Origin of the sequence: Nitrobacter sp. (assembly GCF_047149785.1) — a bacterium.
Taxonomy (GTDB): domain Bacteria; phylum Pseudomonadota; class Alphaproteobacteria; order Rhizobiales; family Xanthobacteraceae; genus Nitrobacter.
Genome location: NZ_BAAGBE010000001.1, coordinates 2,979,396 through 2,996,717 on the forward strand (window position 1 = coordinate 2,979,396; position 17,322 = coordinate 2,996,717).

General features: G+C 65.4%; 14 protein-coding genes and 1 pseudogene. 14 read left to right on the forward strand and 1 reads right to left on the reverse strand.

The genetic code is table 11. The features are described 5' to 3' along the window. The first annotated feature begins 12 nt into the window (after positions 1-12). The 14 genes and pseudogenes from ybeY to pnp all read left to right on the forward strand — a co-directional run bounded on the left by ybeY (position 13) and on the right by pnp (position 15,920). A complete protein-coding gene (gene ybeY, locus ACMDCM_RS13910) occupies positions 13-522 on the forward strand; it encodes an rRNA maturation RNase YbeY (protein ID WP_412774105.1) in 510 nt (169 codons plus the stop codon). Further along, positions 523-1,647 carry a hemolysin family protein gene (locus ACMDCM_RS13915; RefSeq protein WP_412774106.1) on the forward strand — a complete coding sequence of 375 codons (1,125 nt, stop codon included), beginning with the start codon at positions 523-525 and terminating at the stop codon, positions 1,645-1,647. After that, positions 1,644-3,248, forward strand: a complete 1,605-nt coding sequence (gene lnt, locus ACMDCM_RS13920; RefSeq protein WP_412774107.1) for an apolipoprotein N-acyltransferase — start codon at positions 1,644-1,646, stop codon at positions 3,246-3,248. Before ACMDCM_RS13915 ends, lnt begins: the two co-directional genes overlap by 4 nt. 34 nt (positions 3,249-3,282) lie before the next feature. Next, on the forward strand, positions 3,283-3,492 hold the full coding sequence (locus tag ACMDCM_RS13925) for a hypothetical protein (RefSeq protein ID WP_412774108.1): 210 nt from the start codon (positions 3,283-3,285) through the stop codon (positions 3,490-3,492). A 96-nt stretch (positions 3,493-3,588) separates the two neighbouring features. Further along, the gene (locus tag ACMDCM_RS13930; RefSeq protein WP_412774109.1) at positions 3,589-4,008 is read left to right on the forward strand and encodes a helix-turn-helix domain-containing protein; all 420 of its coding nucleotides are present in this window, start codon (positions 3,589-3,591) and stop codon (positions 4,006-4,008) included. Between the two features lie 39 nt (positions 4,009-4,047). Then, positions 4,048-4,815, forward strand: coding sequence for a tRNA (guanine(46)-N(7))-methyltransferase TrmB (locus tag ACMDCM_RS13935; protein WP_412774110.1), 768 nt, complete (start codon positions 4,048-4,050; stop codon positions 4,813-4,815). 438 nt (positions 4,816-5,253) lie between these two features. Further along, entirely contained in the window at positions 5,254-6,033 is a 780-nt protein-coding gene (rimP, locus tag ACMDCM_RS13940) for a ribosome maturation factor RimP (protein WP_412774111.1), read from the forward strand. A 3-nt stretch (positions 6,034-6,036) separates the two neighbouring features. Next, positions 6,037-7,644, forward strand: coding sequence for a transcription termination factor NusA (gene nusA / locus ACMDCM_RS13945; RefSeq protein WP_412774112.1), 1,608 nt, complete (start codon positions 6,037-6,039; stop codon positions 7,642-7,644). A gap of 142 nt (positions 7,645-7,786) precedes the next feature. Beyond that, positions 7,787-8,452, forward strand: a complete 666-nt coding sequence (locus ACMDCM_RS13950; protein ID WP_412774113.1) for an RNA-binding protein — start codon at positions 7,787-7,789, stop codon at positions 8,450-8,452. 68 nt (positions 8,453-8,520) lie between these two features. Further along, positions 8,521-11,536: pseudogene (gene infB, locus ACMDCM_RS13955) on the forward strand (translation initiation factor IF-2). Between the two features lie 135 nt (positions 11,537-11,671). Next, positions 11,672-12,085: a 30S ribosome-binding factor RbfA gene (gene rbfA / locus ACMDCM_RS13960; protein WP_412774114.1), complete on the forward strand. Its 414-nt coding sequence runs from the start codon at positions 11,672-11,674 to the stop codon at positions 12,083-12,085. Between the two features lie 5 nt (positions 12,086-12,090). After that, positions 12,091-13,167, forward strand: a complete 1,077-nt coding sequence (gene truB, locus ACMDCM_RS13965; RefSeq protein ID WP_412774115.1) for a tRNA pseudouridine(55) synthase TruB — start codon at positions 12,091-12,093, stop codon at positions 13,165-13,167. 2 nt (positions 13,168-13,169) lie between these two features. After that, positions 13,170-13,439, forward strand: a complete 270-nt coding sequence (gene rpsO, locus ACMDCM_RS13970; protein WP_079445085.1) for a 30S ribosomal protein S15 — start codon at positions 13,170-13,172, stop codon at positions 13,437-13,439. 321 nt (positions 13,440-13,760) lie between these two features. Further along, a complete protein-coding gene (pnp, locus tag ACMDCM_RS13975) occupies positions 13,761-15,920 on the forward strand; it encodes a polyribonucleotide nucleotidyltransferase (protein WP_412774758.1) in 2,160 nt (719 codons plus the stop codon). Between the two features lie 232 nt (positions 15,921-16,152). Here the strand turns inward: pnp and ACMDCM_RS13980 are convergent, their stop codons facing one another. Beyond that, positions 16,153-17,067 carry a LysR substrate-binding domain-containing protein gene (locus ACMDCM_RS13980; protein WP_412774116.1) on the reverse strand — a complete coding sequence of 305 codons (915 nt, stop codon included), beginning with the start codon at positions 17,065-17,067 and terminating at the stop codon, positions 16,153-16,155. Between the last annotated feature and the right edge of the window lie 255 nt (positions 17,068-17,322).

Below are 17,322 nucleotides of genomic sequence, written 5' to 3' on the forward strand. Positions count from 1 at the left end.
GATTCCGCAACGATGACCGGTTCCTCCCTGCCCGCCACCGAAGTTCTCGTCGTCGCCGATTGCTGGCGCGCCGAAGCCGACGCCGAGACGATCATCCATCGCGCGGTCGAGGCCGCGGCCGAGATCGCCGATACCGAGACCGGCGATGCCGAAATCGCGATCATGCTGACCGACGACGCCGGCATCCGTACGCTCAACGCCAACTGGCGCGGCATCGACAAGCCGACCAACGTGCTGTCGTTCCCGGCGTTGCCGCCGACGGGCCCGTCGCTGCCCGGCGGGCCGCCGCGCATGCTGGGCGACGTCGCGATCGCCTATGAGACCGTGCGCCGCGAGGCCGACGACGAACGCAAGGCCTTCGATCATCACCTCAGCCACCTCGCCATCCACGGTTTCCTGCATCTGATCGGCTACGACCACGAAACCGACGAAGAGGCCGCAGAAATGGAAGGCCTCGAGCGCAAAATTCTGGCGCGGCTCGGCATCCCCGACCCCTATGCGCCGCAAGAACGGATAGCCTGAGTGCCTTCGGAGGACGAACCCGGCGATACCAAACCGCCGCAGGACAACCGCAACCTGCCGGTGCCGGTGCATAATGGCGAGGTGCTGCGTCCGGCTTCCGAACGCTGGCTGATGCGGGCGATCCGCTCGCTGTTCGGATGGAAAGCAGGATCGGTCCGCGCCGATCTTCAGGTTGTGCTCGATGCCTCGACGCCGGACGAGACCAGCTTCAGCGCCGTCGAGCGCACCATGCTGCGCAATATCCTCAACCTGCACGAGCGACGCATCGCCGACGTCATGGTCCACCGCGCCGATATCGTCGCGGTCAAGCGCGACATCCCGCTCGGCGAGCTGATCAACCTGTTCGAGAGCGCGGCGCATTCCCGTCTCGTCGTCTACCACGAAAACCTCGACGATCCCGAAGGCATCGTCCATATCCGCGACCTGATCGCGTTCATGGCCGTGAGGGCGCGCACGGCGGTGCCCTCCAGGGCGAAACGCAAAAAAGCGCCGCCCGCCGGCCTCGACCTGCGCGCCATCGATCTGGCGCTGCCGCTGAGCGAAGCCAACATCATCCGCAAGCTGCTCTACGTGCCGCCGTCGATGCCGGCGATCGACCTGCTGGCGCAGATGCAGGCGACGCGCATCCATCTGGCGCTCGTGGTCGACGAATATGGCGGCACCGACGGCCTGGTGTCGATCGAGGACATCGTCGAGCAGATCGTCGGCGAAATCGACGACGAGCACGACGGCGACGAGCCACCCTCCATCGTGCGCCAGGCCGACAATTCCTTCATCGCCGATGCGCGCGCCAGCCTCGAGGATGTCCGCGCCATGATCGGCGACGCGTTCGTGACCGGTGAAGCGGGCGAGGACGTCGACACGCTCGGCGGCTTTCTCGTCACCCATGTCGGCCGCCTGCCGGTGCGAGGCGAGGTCATTTCAGGGCCGGGTCCGTTCGAGATCGAAGTGCTCGACGCCGACCCGCGCCGCGTCAAGCGGCTGCGGATCGGACTGCGCAAGGAGCGTCCCGCCGTCCGGCCGCGCGACGGGCGGCGGCGCGAGGCCGCGCCCGATGCGCCATCGCAACCGCAGGGCGACCCGGCCTCTCCTTCATCGCCGGGCGATGGAGGCGAAACCCCGTGAACATTGCAGGCAGCATCCGCACCACCGGCCTTGCCGTCACTCTGTCATGGGGCTGGAAGCGCGCCGTCATTGCGCTTCTCGCCGGCGCCGCGTCCTCGCTTGCGATGGAACCGTTCAACGCCTGGCCGGTGCTGTTCGTCACCTTTCCGATCGCGATCTGGCTGATCGACGGCGCCGGCGCCGGCCGGCTCGGCGGGGTGCCGGCCGCGGCGCTTGCGGGATGGCTGTTCGGCTTCGGCTATTTCGTTCCGGGGCTGTACTGGATCGGCAATGCCTTCCTCGTCGATGCGCAGACTTTCGCATGGCTGATGCCGTTCGCCGTCATCGGCCTTCCGGCGTATCTGGCACTCTTCACCGCGCTCGGCTTCGCGCTGGCGCGCCTGATCTGGACCAGGGACGCCTCGCGCATTCTCGCGCTCGCCGTGGCGCTCACGGTCGGCGAATGGCTGCGCGGGCATGTCCTGACGGGATTTCCGTGGAACGCATTCGGCTACGCGCTGACGGAGCCGCTGCCGCTGGCGCAAACCGCGTCGCTGATCGGACTGTGGGGCCTGACATTCCTCAGCGTCGCGATCTTTGCAAGCCCCGCCGTGCTGATCGACGGACGAGACCGAAGTCAAAGACCGTGGATCGCCCCGGTCACCGCAGTCATTCTGCTCCTCGCGATGGCCGTCTACGGCGCCGTCAGGCTGTCGCGCCATCCGACGGAATTCGTGGACAACGTCAAACTGCGCATCATGCAGCCCAATCTGACGCAGGACGCGCGCTTCAACTATTCCGCCAAGGCGGCGGTGATGCAGAAATATCTGACGCTCTCCGACCGCGCCACCGGACCGCATTCGGCTCGCGTCGGCGGCGCCACCATCCTGATCTGGCCGGAATCGGCGTTCCCGTTTTTTCTCGCCCGCGAAGCCGACGCCATGGCCCAGATCGCCGATCTGCTGCCGAAGGGCACGATCCTGATCACCGGCTCGGTGCGCGCGCCGGACCTGCCCCCTGGCGTCAGGATCACGCGGGCCTACAACTCGATCTACGTCATCGGCGACGACGGCACTATCCTTTCAACCTATGACAAGCTGCACCTGGTGCCGTTCGGCGAATTTCTGCCGTTCCAGGGCCTGATGGAAAAGCTCGGCTTCGTTCAGCTCACCAAGGTCCGGGGCGGTTTCATACCGGGGACGATACGGCGGACCATCGAGCTTCCCAACGCGCCGAGCGTGCTCCCGCTGATCTGCTATGAGGCGATCTTTCCCGGCGCCATCGAATCCCGCGGCGGCCGGCCCGGCTGGATCGTCAACCTCACCAATGACGGCTGGTTCGGGATCAGCACGGGACCCCATCAGCACCTCCAGCAAGCGCGGATGCGGGCGATCGAAGAAGGACTACCCCTCGTGCGCGCGGCGAACACCGGTATTTCGGTGGTCACCGATCCCGTAGGGCGTATTGTCGCACGGCTCGATCTCGGCGTCGAAGGGGTGCTGGATTCCCGCCTTCCCGTCGCAATACCGCCAACGCCCTACGCCCGCGCCGGGGATGTTCCCGCCGCCATTATGGTGACCATCGCGCTCGTTTTGGTAATTCGACGACGCCGCGAACACTGACCACGATGAATTTGGATCGAATCGATCCAAATTCATGAGCGTGATCGATCCCGATATTTTGGGATTTTGGGAAGCGGGATGCGGGCGGAAAACCATTACACGCTTTTCATCATCCCGCGACACCGGCGCGCGCGGAGGCCAGCCGACAGAGGCGCAATGCGGCGCTCCATTCGCCGATCGACATAATCAGTGTAACAATTTGCACGCTTGGTATAATGCGGCGGATGGAACCGCCCGAGATTAACCGCAAATTTTTATCACGTGATTCAGTTGCGTTTGACGATAATAGCACCGGAAGCGTATCCCATGGATCGCTCCCCCATTTGAGGAGGCCAAGGAGATGTCGACCAAGGCGCCCAATCCTGTTGACAAGCATGTCGGCAGCCGTGTGCGCATGCGCCGCATCATGCTGGGCATGAGTCAGGAAAAGCTCGGCGAGGCTCTCGGACTGACGTTTCAGCAGGTTCAGAAATACGAGAAAGGCACCAATCGCGTGGGCGCCAGCCGCATTCAGCAGATATCCGAAATCCTGCAGGTCCCGGTCTCGTTTCTGTTCGAGGGCAGCCCGGGCACGGGCGTCGCCAGGGTCGAGGGTCTGAGCGAAGCTCCGTCCCCTGCCTACGTCTCCGATTTTCTCGCAACCTCCGAGGGTCTGGCGCTGACCCGCGCATTCACGCGGATCACCGACGCGAAACTCCGCCGCAGCATCGTGGACATGGTCGAGCAGATCGCCGCCCGCGAACCGCCCGACCGGCGCTAGGCGGGCGCGGTCATTTCACCGTCTCCACCAGACGTCACGATGATGGCTGCCGCTTCCGATCCTTCCGACCTTCGTCCCGCGATCAATGATACCGTATTGCCGCGCAGCGGCGGCCGCGATTCCGGGCAAGGCTCGTTCTTCGGACGCCGCAAGGGGCACAAGCTGCGGCCGCATCAGAACGAACTGATCTCGCACCTGCTGCCGCGCCTCAGCGTCGATCCCGGCAAAACCGGAGCCGAGCCGGCTGCGCTGTTCGACCGGACGGTGGAGGAGATGCGTATCGAGATCGGATTCGGCGGCGGCGAGCATCTCGTCGCCGAGGCGCTGGCGTTTCCGCGCACCGGCTTCATCGGCTGCGAACCCTACGTCAACGGCATGGCGAAGATCCTCACGCAGATCGAGGCGCACGCTATCGGCAACGTTCGCCTGTTCGCCGGCGACGCATCGGACCTGCTGGCGGCGCTGCCGCGCGCCTCGCTGGCGCGGATCGATCTGATCCATCCCGACCCGTGGCCGAAGCGCCGGCATTGGAAACGCCGCTTCGTTCAGTACGCGACGGTCGCGGAGATGGCGCGCGTGCTGCGGCCGGGCGGCGAATTCCGTTTCGTCAGCGACATCGCCGACTATTGCGCATGGACGCTGTCGCATCTCGCGCGCTCGCCGGATTTCCTGTGGCTGGCCGAACGCGCAGACGACTGGCGCAACCCGTGGCCAAACTACACCATGACGCGCTACGGCCGCAAAGCGATGCGCGAAGGCCGCCGCGCCGCCTATCTGCGTTTCCGGCGCGAAAGAAATGCTGCATAGGCTTGTTGTTTTTCGGGCCAGCAGCCCCTTTTGCTGAAAATTCACCATTCGCTGCCCGGTCAAAAGCCGGACCCTGCGACGACGCGATGAAATCGGCGCTCGCGCCTCGCCCGGGCCTTGCCGGGGAGTTCGAAAACGGCTATATTCGTCGAAACTTTCTCATACGATCACGTATCGAGAGTGGGCCCGTCCGGACCCGCTCTTTTTTATTTCCTGAACGGACCTGATGCGCCCGGCGCTTCCAGGTTCCTTTCAGTCAGCTAGAGCATGATCCCGAAAAGTGGAAACCGGTTTTCGGAAAAGATCATGCTCAAACAAAAAGATGAGCGACGAGTCTGGTTCAACGCAGTTGAAACAGACTCTAGCGCCGGATCAACCGACAAGCCGGTCCGGCACAGCCCGCGTCAGATCCAATACAGAGCGACCCTGAACCTGAACATGATCGACCCCGCCGCCCAGATCCCGGACCATGAGTTGCTCGATGAGCCGCGTCTGGTGGTCGAGCCGGGCATGGCCGCGCGCGTCTCGTCGGTCGTCGCCCCGGTCCTGCATGGCATGGGATACCGCCTGGTCCGCATCAAGGTCTCGGGCGAAGCCGGTTGCACCGTCCAGATCATGGCCGAACGGCCGGACGGATCGATGCGCATCGAGGATTGCGAGGCGATCTCGAAAGCCCTGTCGCCGGTTCTCGACGTCGCCGATCCGATCGACAAGGCCTATCGGCTGGAAGTGTCATCGCCCGGCATCGACCGGCCGCTGGTGCGCCGCTCCGACTTCGAGCGCTACGCCGGCCACCTTGCGAAGATCGAGATGGCAGTCGCCCATCAGGGACGCAAGCGGTTCCGGGGCATCCTTCAGGGTGTGAGCGACAACGCGGTGCGCCTGCATCGGGACGACGTTCAAAATGACGCCGACGGCGACGTGCTGCTGATCATGGAGGACATCGCCGATGCCCGACTGGTCCTGACCGATGAATTGATTGCGGAATCGATGCGGCGGGGCAAGATCGCGGAACGCGAAATGAAGCGGGATCTCGGCATTCTGCCTCCGCCTCCCTCGCATGCAAAAAACGATTCGGCGAGACGCAAAGCGCCGAAGCCGAAACTCAGGGGCAGGACGAAGGTCCCCGCAAGGACGCCGCCGAAAAACACCAAGCAACATCGCCTCGACGCAGAACGGCTGCGGCGCGGCGACCTCGATTCCACCGAAGGAGAATAAGTCATGGCCGCTGTCAGCGCCAACAAGCTCGAACTGCTGCAAATCGCGGACGCGGTCGCGCGAGAGAAGACCATCGACCGCGGCATCGTAATCGCCGCGATGGAGGACGCCATCGCCAAGGCGGCCCGCGCCCGCTACGGCAGCGAGACCGACGTTCACGCGGAGATTCACCCCAAGACCGGCCAGCTCCAGCTCACCCGCCACATGCTGGTGGTCGATCAGGTCGAGAACGCCGCCAACCAGATCTCGCTGAAGGATGCCCAGCGGGCCAATCCGGGCGCGCAGATCGGCGACACCATCGCCGACACGCTGCCGCCGCTGGAATACGGCCGCATCTCCGCGCAGTCCGCCAAGCAGGTGATCGTGCAGAAGGTGCGCGAGGCCGAGCGCGACCGGCAGTATCAGGAGTTCAAGGACCGCATCGGCGACATCGTCAACGGCATCGTCAAGCGCGTCGAATACGGCAGCGTGATCGTCGATCTCGGCCGCGGCGAGGCCGTCATACGGCGCGACGAGATGCTGCCGCGCGAGGTGTTCCGCAACGGCGACCGCGTCCGCGCCTATATTTTCGATGTGCGGCGCGAAACCCGCGGCCCGCAGATCTTCCTGTCGCGCACCCATCCGCAGTTCATGGTGAAGCTGTTCGCGCAGGAAGTGCCGGAAATCTACGACGGCATCGTCGAGATCAAGGCGGTGGCGCGCGATCCGGGTTCTCGCGCCAAGATCGGCGTGATCTCGCGGGATTCCTCGGTCGATCCGGTCGGCGCCTGCGTCGGCATGCGCGGCTCGCGCGTCCAGGCGGTCGTCAACGAGTTGCAGGGCGAGAAGATCGACATCATCCCGTGGTCGCCGGACATCGCGACCTTCGTCGTCAACGCGCTGGCGCCGGCGGAAGTCGCGAAGGTCGTGATCGACGAGGACCGCGAGCGGATCGAGGTCGTGGTCCCCGATACCAACAACCAGTTGTCGCTGGCGATCGGGCGGCGCGGACAGAACGTGCGCCTCGCCTCGCAGCTGACCGGGTGGGACATCGACATCCTGACCGAGCAGGAGGAATCGGAGCGGCGCCAGGCCGACTTCGAGAACGCGACCCGCATGTTCATGGAGGCGCTGAACGTCGACGAGGTCGTCGGCCAGCTTCTGGCGTCGGAAGGATTCACCTCGGTCGAGGAGCTGACGCTGGTCGATCCGCGGGAACTCGCCGTCATCGAGGGCTTCGACGACGAGACCGCAAGCGAGCTGCAGAGCCGCGCCCGCGAATATCTCGAACAGCTCGAGGCCGAACTGGAAAACAGGCGCAAGGAACTTGGCGTGGACGACGCCTTGAAGACGGTGCCCGGCGTAACCTCGAAGATGCTGGTGAAGCTCGGCGAGAACGAGGTGAGGACCGTCGAGGACCTGGCCGGCTGCGCCACCGACGATCTGGTCGGCTGGACCGAGCGCAAGGACGGCGAAGCGGTCAAGCACGCCGGCTACCTCGACGGCATGGACATCTCGCGCGAGGACGCCGAGACCGTCATCATGCAGGCGCGGCTGATCGCCGGCTGGATCACCGAAGCGGACCTTGCGAAACCGGTGGAGGCCGAAGCCGCCGAAGATCAACCGGCTTGAGAACGGTGCCCGAAAAAACCAGGCATCGGCTCTGCGAGAAGACCTCGCGCCGATGACAAGCGCGTATTCCGCAAAAGTGGATACCGGTTTTGCGATCAGAATACGCGCCGGCCGGAAAATGCTCTAGGAGAATGCCCAGGACATGCTTGCCATCGCCGACCCGGCAGACCTTGATGACGGACCACGGACCAACAGGTCCGTGACGACGCGCATGTGCGCCGTCACGCGCCAGGTGCGGCCGGTCGGGGAACTGATCCGGTTTGTCGTGTCGCCTTCGGGCGAGGTTGTCGCCGACCTGAAACGGAAGCTCCCGGGCCGGGGTCTCTGGATTTCGGCGTCTCATGCCGCGGTTGCGGAAGCCGTCCGTCGTCACCAGTTTAGCCGGGGCTTCAAACGCGAGATCCGGGCCTCGGCGTCTCTGGCGGACGACACCGGACAGTCGCTGGTCCGCAGCGCGATCGACGCGCTGGCCATCGCCGCCAAGGCCGGTCGGGTCATCTCCGGTTTCGCCAAGGTCGAGGAGGCGCTTCTCCGGCGTCAGGCCGTAGCCCTGCTCCACGCCACGGACGGCGCCGCCGACGGAATCCGGAAACTGGACGCCATCGTCAGGAAAACAGCGGCGGATTCCGGCGAAATGCGGGAAATCCCGGTGATTGCCGCACTGACATCGGCGGAATTGGATTTGGCACTGGGCCGGTCAAATGTGATACATGCAGCCCTGCTCGCCGGTCCGGCGAGCGGGACGTTCCTGTCGCGCAGCCAGCTCCTGGTCCGATACCGGGATGGCGGGCGGCGGCAAGGCCGCTGAACACGGCATTAATTCTAACGACAAGACCTGTGCGATCGCGCATAGCGCAACAAGATTGGGACTGCTGAATGGTTGATACGAAAAATCCTGGCGACAAGACTCTGAGCGTCAGCCCGAGCAAGACCTTGACGCTCAAGCCGCGCGTCGAGCAGGGCACGGTGCGCCAGAGCTTCAGCCACGGCCGTACCAAGCAGGTGGTGGTCGAAAAACGCGGCAAGCGCCGGATCGGCGGCGACGCGCCAGCCACGGAACCCGCAGGCATTGCGGAACCGGCCACTCCCCGGACGCCCGCCGCCAAGGCTCCGCCGGCGCGTCCCGCGACGTCAGCCCCGCCGCGCGCCGGTTCGGGCGTGGTGCTGCGGACATTGACCGAGGACGAACGCAGCGCGCGCGCGAGCGCGCTGGCCGAGGCCAAGGTCCGCGCCGAGGAAGAACGCCGACTTGCCGAGGCCGAAGCCGCGCGCCGCAACAGCAAGGAAGGCATCGAGCAGGCCGAGCGCGAGGCCGCCGAGGCCCGCCGCAAGGCCGAGGAAGAGCGTCACCGCCAGGAAGAGGAAGCCAAGCGCAAGGCCGAACTCGAAGCCAAGCGCCGCTTCGGCGAAACCGAGACCAAGGCCGCGCCGGCCAAGACAACGACCACCACGCGCACGGCGCCTCCGGCGCGCCCGGCCGCCGTCGCCGCCGACGGCAGCGACGAGGACGAGGCTCCCCGCATGGTCCGCCGTCCCGGCGGCGGCCCCGCGCGTCCGGTGGTCGCGCCGAAGCCCGCCGCCAAGCTGGGGCCGCAGAAACAGCGCGGCCGCCTCACCGTGGTGACCGCGCTCAACGCCGACGACGTGCGCGAGCGATCGATCGCCTCGTTCCGCCGCCGCACCCAGCGCCTGAATCGAGCAGGCCGAGCGCGAGGCCGCCGAGGCCCGCCGCAAGGCCGAGGAAGAGCGTCACCGCCAGGAAGAGGAAGCCAAGCGCAAGGCCGAACTCGAAGCCAAGCGCCGCTTCGGCGAAACCGAGACCAAGGCCGCGCCGGCCAAGACAACGACCACCACGCGCACGGCGCCTCCGGCGCGCCCGGCCGCCGTCGCCGCCGACGGCAGCGACGAGGACGAGGCTCCCCGCATGGTCCGCCGTCCCGGCGGCGGCCCCGCGCGTCCGGTGGTCGCGCCGAAGCCCGCCGCCAAGCTGGGGCCGCAGAAACAGCGCGGCCGCCTCACCGTGGTGACCGCGCTCAACGCCGACGACGTGCGCGAGCGATCGATCGCCTCGTTCCGCCGCCGCACCCAGCGCCTGAAGGGCCACACCGCGAACGAGGCGAAGGAAAAGCTGGTCCGCGAGGTGATCGTTCCGGAAGCGATCACCATCCAGGAACTCGCCAACCGCATGGCCGAGCGCGCGGTGGACGTGATCCGGATGCTGATGAAGCAGGGCGCGATGCACAAGATCACCGACGTGATCGACGCCGATACCGCGCAGCTCATCGCCGAAGAACTGGGCCACACCGTCAAGCGCGTCGCCGCGAGCGACGTCGAGGAAGGCCTGTTCGACGTGGTCGACGATTCCACCGACACCGAGCCGCGCTCGCCGGTCGTCACCGTGATGGGCCACGTCGATCACGGCAAGACCTCGCTGCTCGACGCGCTGCGCCACGCCAACGTGGTATCGGGCGAAGCCGGCGGCATCACTCAGCATATCGGCGCCTATCAGGTCGCATCGCCCGACGGCAAGAAGATCACCTTCATCGACACCCCGGGCCATGCGGCCTTCACCGCGATGCGCGCCCGCGGCGCCAAGGTCACCGACATCGTCATTCTGGTGGTCGCCGCCGACGACGGCGTGATGCCGCAGACCATCGAGGCCATCAATCACGCCAAGGCCGCCAAGGTCCCGATGATCATCGCGATCAACAAGATCGACAAGCCCGAGGCGAAGCCGGAGCGCGTGCGCACCGAACTGCTGCAGCACGAAGTGCAGGTCGAATCGATGGGCGGCCAGGTGGTCGACGTGGAAGTTTCCGCCAAGAACAGGACCAATCTCGACAAGCTCCTGGAAATGATCTCCCTGCAGGCCGACCTGCTCGACCTCAAGACCAACGCCTCGCGGCCCGCCGAAGGCACCGTGATCGAAGCCAAGCTGGATCGCGGCCGCGGCCCCGTCGCCACCGTTCTGGTCCAGCGCGGCACGCTGCGGATCGGCGACATCATCGTGGCCGGCGCCGAGATGGGCCGCGTCCGCGCGCTGATCTCCGATCAGGGCGAAACGGTCGACGAGGCCGGACCCTCGGTGCCCGTCGAGGTGCTCGGTTTCAACGGTCCGCCGGAAGCCGGCGACCGATTGGCCGTGGTCGAAAACGAGGCCCGCGCCCGTCAGGTCACGAGCTATCGCGCCCACCAGAAGCGCGAAAACGCAGCCGCCAGCGCCTCCGGCATGCGCGGCTCGCTCGAGCAGATGATGTCGCAGCTCAAGACCGCGGGCCGCAAGGATTTCCCGCTGATCATCAAGGCCGACGTGCAGGGCTCGCTGGAAGCCATCCTCGGCTCGCTGGAAAAGCTCGGCACCGAGGAAGTCGCCGCGCGCATCCTGCATGCGGGCGTCGGCGGCATCTCAGAATCCGACGTCACGCTGGCGGAGGGCTTCAACGCCGCCATCATCGGCTTCTCGGTCCGCGCCAACAAGGAGGCCGCCGCCGCGGCCAAGCGCAACGGCATCGAGATCCGCTACTACAACATCATCTACGACCTCGTGGACGACGTGAAGAAGGCGATGAGCGGCCTGCTCGCGCCGACGCTGCGCGAAACCATGCTGGGCAACGCCGAGATCCTGGAGGTGTTCAACATCTCCAAGGTCGGCAAGGTGGCGGGCTGCCGGGTCACCGACGGCAGCGTGGAGCGCGGCGCCCATGTCCGCCTGATCCGCGACAATGTCGTGGTGCACGAAGGCAAGCTCTCGACCTTGAAGCGGTTCAAGGACGAAGTGAAGGAAGTCCAGTCGGGCCAGGAGTGCGGCATGGCGTTCGAGAACTACCACGACATGCGCGTCGGCGACGTCATCGAGTGCTATCGCGTGGAGACCATACAGCGCTCGCTGTGAGTCCAAATCTCACGGCGCGTTAGCCTCCTTCCTTTCGTCATTGCCGGACTTGATCCGGCGATCCATCCGCTGAAAGCGGACCCCTGAATGAACGATGGATGCCCGGGTCAGGCCCGGGCATGACCGGTGACTTGAATGCCGCGCCACCACAGGAAAGAGTCCGCTCCCGGCACCTCGCAGCGCCAGTTGCGCGTCGGCGAGACCGTGCGGCACGCGATCGCCGACATTCTTGCCCAGGGCCTCGTTCATGATCCCGTGCTCGAAGGGCATCTCGTCACCGTGCCCGAGGTCCGCATGTCCGCCGACCTCAGGCTCGCGACGATCTACGTGATGCCGCTCGGCGGCCGCGACACAGCCGATGTCATTGAAGCGCTCGAGCGCAACAGAAAATTCCTGCGCGGAGAAATCGCGCGGCGCGTTAACCTGAAATTTGCGCCTGACATCCGCTTTCGCGCCGACGAGCGATTCGACGAAGCGGAACGTATCGAGAAATTATTGCGAACACCTGCGGTGCAGAGAGACCTCGCACCGGATTCGGACGAAAGCTGACGACCATGACCGCACCTAATGCCGCCCTCGATTCGAAAATCGGCGAATCGGACGGCGCCGAGAAAAATAAATCTGCAGCCGAAAACGCCTTTCTCGACGCGCCCCGGAAAAGACAGAACAACCAGCCGCGCCGCGACCGCCGCGACGTTCACGGCTGGGTCGTCCTCGACAAGCCCGTCGGCATGACCTCGACCCATGCGGTGGCGGTCGTGAAGCGGCTGTTCAACGCCAGGCGGGCCGGCCACGCCGGCACGCTCGACCCGCTGGCCTCGGGCGGCCTGCCGATTGCCTTAGGAGAAGCCACCAAGACCGTGCCTTTCGTCATGGACGGCCGCAAACGCTACCGCTTCACGGTGCAATGGGGCGAGGAGCGCGACACCGACGACACCGAAGGCCGGGTCACGCGGACCAGCGCGAGCCGTCCCGATGCGGACGCGGTGCGGGCGCTGCTGCCGCGCTTCACCGGCGTCATTTTGCAAACCCCGCCGCAATATTCGGCCATCAAGATCCAGGGCGAGCGCGCCTACGATCTCGCGCGCGACGGCGAAGTTGTGGAACTGAAGCCGCGCGAGGTCGAAATCCACGAATTGACCCTTGTGGAACAGCCGGATAGCGCGACCTCCGTGTTCGAGGCCGAGTGCGGAAAAGGAACCTATGTACGGGCGCTGGCCCGCGATATCGGCCGGATTCTCGGCTGTTACGGCCACATCGGCGCGCTGCGGCGAACGCTGGTCGGCCCGTTCGGCGAGGCCGACATGATTCCGCTGGCAGAACTGGAGGCTTTGTGCAATAGAGCCGCATCCGGCGAGGGAAGCCTCGCCGACGCGCTTTTGCCCGTTGAGACCGCGCTGGACGACATCCCGGCACTGGCCGTCACTCGGGCCGATGCGGCAAGGCTCCATCGGGGTCAGGCCGTCTTGTTGCGCGGGCGGGATGCGCCTCAGAGTAGCGGCACAGTCTATGTCACGGTGGCGGGCCGGTTGTTGGCTCTCGCCGAACTGGGACATGGCGAACTCATCCCCAAGCGCGTGTTCAACCTGACCGGGCTGACAGCCAGTTCCGGTCGCAACGAAAGAGGCTGACGATGTCGGTGACCGCCGAACGCAAAGCGGAAATCATCAAGTCGAGCGCCCGCAAGTCGGGCGATACCGGTTCGCCGGAGGTTCAGGTCGCGATCCTGTCGGAACGCATCTCCAACCTGACGAACCATTTCAAGAGCCACACCAAGGACAACCATTCCCGCCGTGGCCTCCTGAAGCTGGTTTCCACGCGTCGTTCCCTGCTCGATTACATCAAGAAGAAGGACGAGGCGCGTTACAAGGCGCTGCTCGAGAAACATAACATCCGCCGTTAAGCGACCAGCGCATCCCCGCGCGCTGTGAATCGTGGACGTGAATGTCCACGCGATTCGTGATCTGCGACAAACGAAAGCCGTTTTTGAAAACAGATCGCGCCCAAGGAAGAGCGTGTCCAGCAGCAATCCGGCGGCTGGGCGATGACGGGTCAAATGCCCGTACCATCGGAAGGATGGACGCCATTCAAAACCAGAAGACCATGGCAGGATCGCCGGACGCCGGTGCTGCAACGCTAGTTGCCGCCAGCATTCCGCCATCCTCGCGCATGGTTTTTTGCGCTTTGACGTCCGTGCTTTCGTGAACCGATGAAAGACCAACCAATGTTCAACAAGCATTCAGTCGAGATCGACTGGGGCGGACGTCCGCTCAAGCTCGAAACCGGCAAGATCGCCCGCCAGGCCGACGGGGCCGTGATGGCCACTTACGGCGAGACTGTCGTGCTCGCCACCGTCGTCGCCGCCAAGACGCCGCGCGAGGGCGTCGATTTCCTGCCGCTCACTGTCGATTACCAGGAGAAGACCTACGCCGCCGGCCGCATTCCCGGCGGCTATTTCAAGCGCGAGGGACGCCCGACCGAAAAGGAGACGCTGGTATCCCGCCTGATCGACCGCCCGATCCGTCCGCTGTTCGCCGACGGCTGGCGCAACGAAACTCAAGTCATCGTCACCGTGCTGTCGCATGACATGGAAAACGATCCCGACGTGCTGGCGATGGTCGCGGCCTCCGCCGCGCTGACGCTGTCCGGCGCGCCGTTCAAGGGCCCGATCGGCGCGGCCCGCGTCGGCTTCATGAACGACGAATACGTCCTTAATCCGACGCTTGACGAAATGACCGACACCCAGCTTGAGCTGGTCGTCGCCGGCACCGCCGACGCCGTGCTGATGGTCGAATCGGAGGCCAGGGAGCTTTCGGAAGAGATCATGCTCGGCGCCGTGATGTTCGGCCACCGTCATTTTCAGCCGGTCATCAACGCCATCATCGAACTCGCCGAGAAGGCCGCGAAGGAGCCGCGCGAAGTCAGCCAGGCCGACGACAGCGCGCTCGAGACCGAAATGCTCGGCCTGATCGAGGGCGACCTGCGCCCGGCCTATGCGATCGCCGACAAGCAGCAGCGCCAGAACGCCGTTGCCGCCGCCAAGGGCAAGGTGATCGCGCATTACTTCCCGGAAGGGCAGGAGCCGAAATACGACAAGCTCCGCATCAGTGGCGTATTCAAGCACCTCGAAGCCAAGATCGTGCGCTGGAACATTCTCGATACCGGCAAGCGCATCGACGGCCGCGACGTCAAGACCGTGCGCAACATCGTCGCCGAGGTCGGCGTGCTGCCGCGCGCCCACGGCTCGGCGCTGTTCACCCGCGGCGAGACCCAGGCGATGGTCGTGACCACGCTCGGCACCGGCGAGGACGAGCAGTACATCGACGCGCTGTCGGGAACGTACAAGGAGACGTTCCTGCTGCACTACAACTTCCCGCCCTACTCGGTCGGCGAGACCGGACGCCTGGGCGGCGCCAAGCGCCGCGAGATCGGTCACGGCAAGCTGGCGTGGCGCGCGATCCATCCGGTGCTGCCGCCGCACCACGAATTCCCCTACACCATCCGCGTCGTCTCCGAGATCACCGAGTCCAACGGCTCGTCGTCGATGGCCTCGGTCTGCGGCGCCTCGCTGTCGCTGATGGATGCCGGCGTTCCCTTGAAGCGGCCGACGGCGGGCATCGCCATGGGCCTCATTCTCGAAGGCAGCCGCTATGCGGTGCTCTCGGACATTCTCGGCGACGAGGACCATCTCGGCGACATGGACTTCAAGGTCGCGGGCACTGAAGGGGGCATCACTTCGCTGCAGATGGACATCAAGATCGCCGGCATCACCGAGGAGATCATGAAGGTCGCGCTCGCCCAGGCCAAGGACGGGCGCGTCCACATCCTCGGCGAAATGGCGAAAGCGCTGACCAACGCCCGCGCCGAACTCGGCGAATACGCGCCGCGCATCGAGACCTTCAAGATCCCGACCGACAAGATCCGCGAAGTGATCGGCACCGGCGGCAAGGTGATCCGCGAGATCGTCGAGAAGACCGGCGCCAAGGTCAACATCGAGGACGACGGCACCGTGAAGGTGGCGTCCAACGACGGCGAGGCCATGAAGGCCGCGATCAAGTGGATCAAGTCGATCGCTTCTGACCCGGAAGTCGGCCAGATCTACGAGGGCACCGTGGTCAAGGTGATGGAGTTCGGCGCCTTCGTAAACTTCTTCGGCGCCAAGGACGGCCTCGTGCATATTTCGCAGCTTGCCTCCGCCCGCGTGCAAAAAACCTCCGACGTTGTGAAGGAAGGCGACAAGGTCAAGGTCAAGCTGCTCGGCTTCGACGATCGCGGCAAGACGCGGCTGTCGATGAAAGCGGTCGATCAGGAGACCGGCGAGGACCTGGAGGCCAAGCAAAAGACTGAAAAGGCCGACGCGCCGCGCGAGGCCGCTGTGGAGTAGCTCTCCCCAGAGCAAAGTCATCAATTAAAGGGGCGGCTCGAGAGGCCGCCCTTTTTGTTTGCTTGCATGTAAATGTTTTTTGAAAGCGCCTCATCGAAGCAGAGCGCGCTCCCTCTTCCGCTTGCGGGCCGCGCCGCGAGCAGCGCTGAGAGGGTTGGGGAGGGGACGCTGTCGGTGAAGATCCCCCACCCGCCCGACTTCGTCGGTCGACCTCTCCCACAAGCGGAAGGGGTTAAGAACCGTTCGCCTCCACGCACCCCTTCACCACATCGCCCAGCGCCGCGAAATCGGCCTTGCGCGGCGAGGTCCGGCGAAACGCCAGGCCGATGCTGCGGCCGGGCTGCGGGTCTTCCAGCCGCAGGATCTTGACGCGTCCGTCGCGCGCCTCGACGGCGGCTGCGATCTGCGGGATCAGCGTCACGCCGTAACCGCCCGCCACCATCTGCATCACGGTGGCGAGGCTGGATGCGCCGAACGTCATGCCGGTCGCGCCCGGCGAAGGCCCGCGCGGGATCGTTGCGCAAAACGCCAGAGCCTGATCGCGCAGGCAGTGACCATCCTCGAGCAGGATCAGGCGCGATTGATCGATATCGCGCGCCGCCACGCGGCGTCTGGCGGGCCGGGGATCGCTCGCCGGCACCGCCAGCAGGAACAGATCGTCGAACAACTCCATGGTGTCGATGTCGGGCTCGCCGAGCGGCAGCGCCAGCATCGCGGCGTCGAGCGCGCCGCCCTTGATCTCCTCGACCAGCAGCCGCGTCTGGGTCTCGCGCAGTTCGAGTTGCAAATCCGGAAATTGCGATTGCAGCGCCGGCAACATGCGCGGCAGCAGGTATGGCGCAAGCGAGGGAATAATGCCGAGGGTCAAACGCCCCGTCAGCGGCCTGGCGCGATGGCGGGCAAAATCGACGAGATCGCGCGCCGAGGCCAGCACGTCCTCGGCGCGGCGGGAAATTTCCCGGCCGATCTCGGTCAGCATCACCTCGCCGGGACGACGCTCCACCAGCGTGACGCCAAGAAACTGTTCGAGTTCGCGGATCTGCATCGACAGCGCCGGCTGGGTGATGGCGCAGGCGTCCGCGGCGCGTCCGAAATGGCCGTGGCGCGCGAGCGCGGCAAGGTAGCGAAGCTGCTTGAGCGTGACCATTCCCGATAAGATAAGCTTATTACAATGCGAAGGCAATTCGACTGGACCTGATGCCGGATATCTCCCAAACTCCGCTCACCCTCGCGTTGCGGGAGGACTGCGGCCTTGGATCAACGAACCTCGTCGAGCACCGGCGCCGGCGCACCCGGACAGGCGAACGCCGCCGCGCGCTCGCGCTGAGGTCTCGGCGGTGACCGCAACCCCGGAGTCGCCCCATGGCGGCCGTTCGGCAACGCGACAGCACAGCATCGGGAG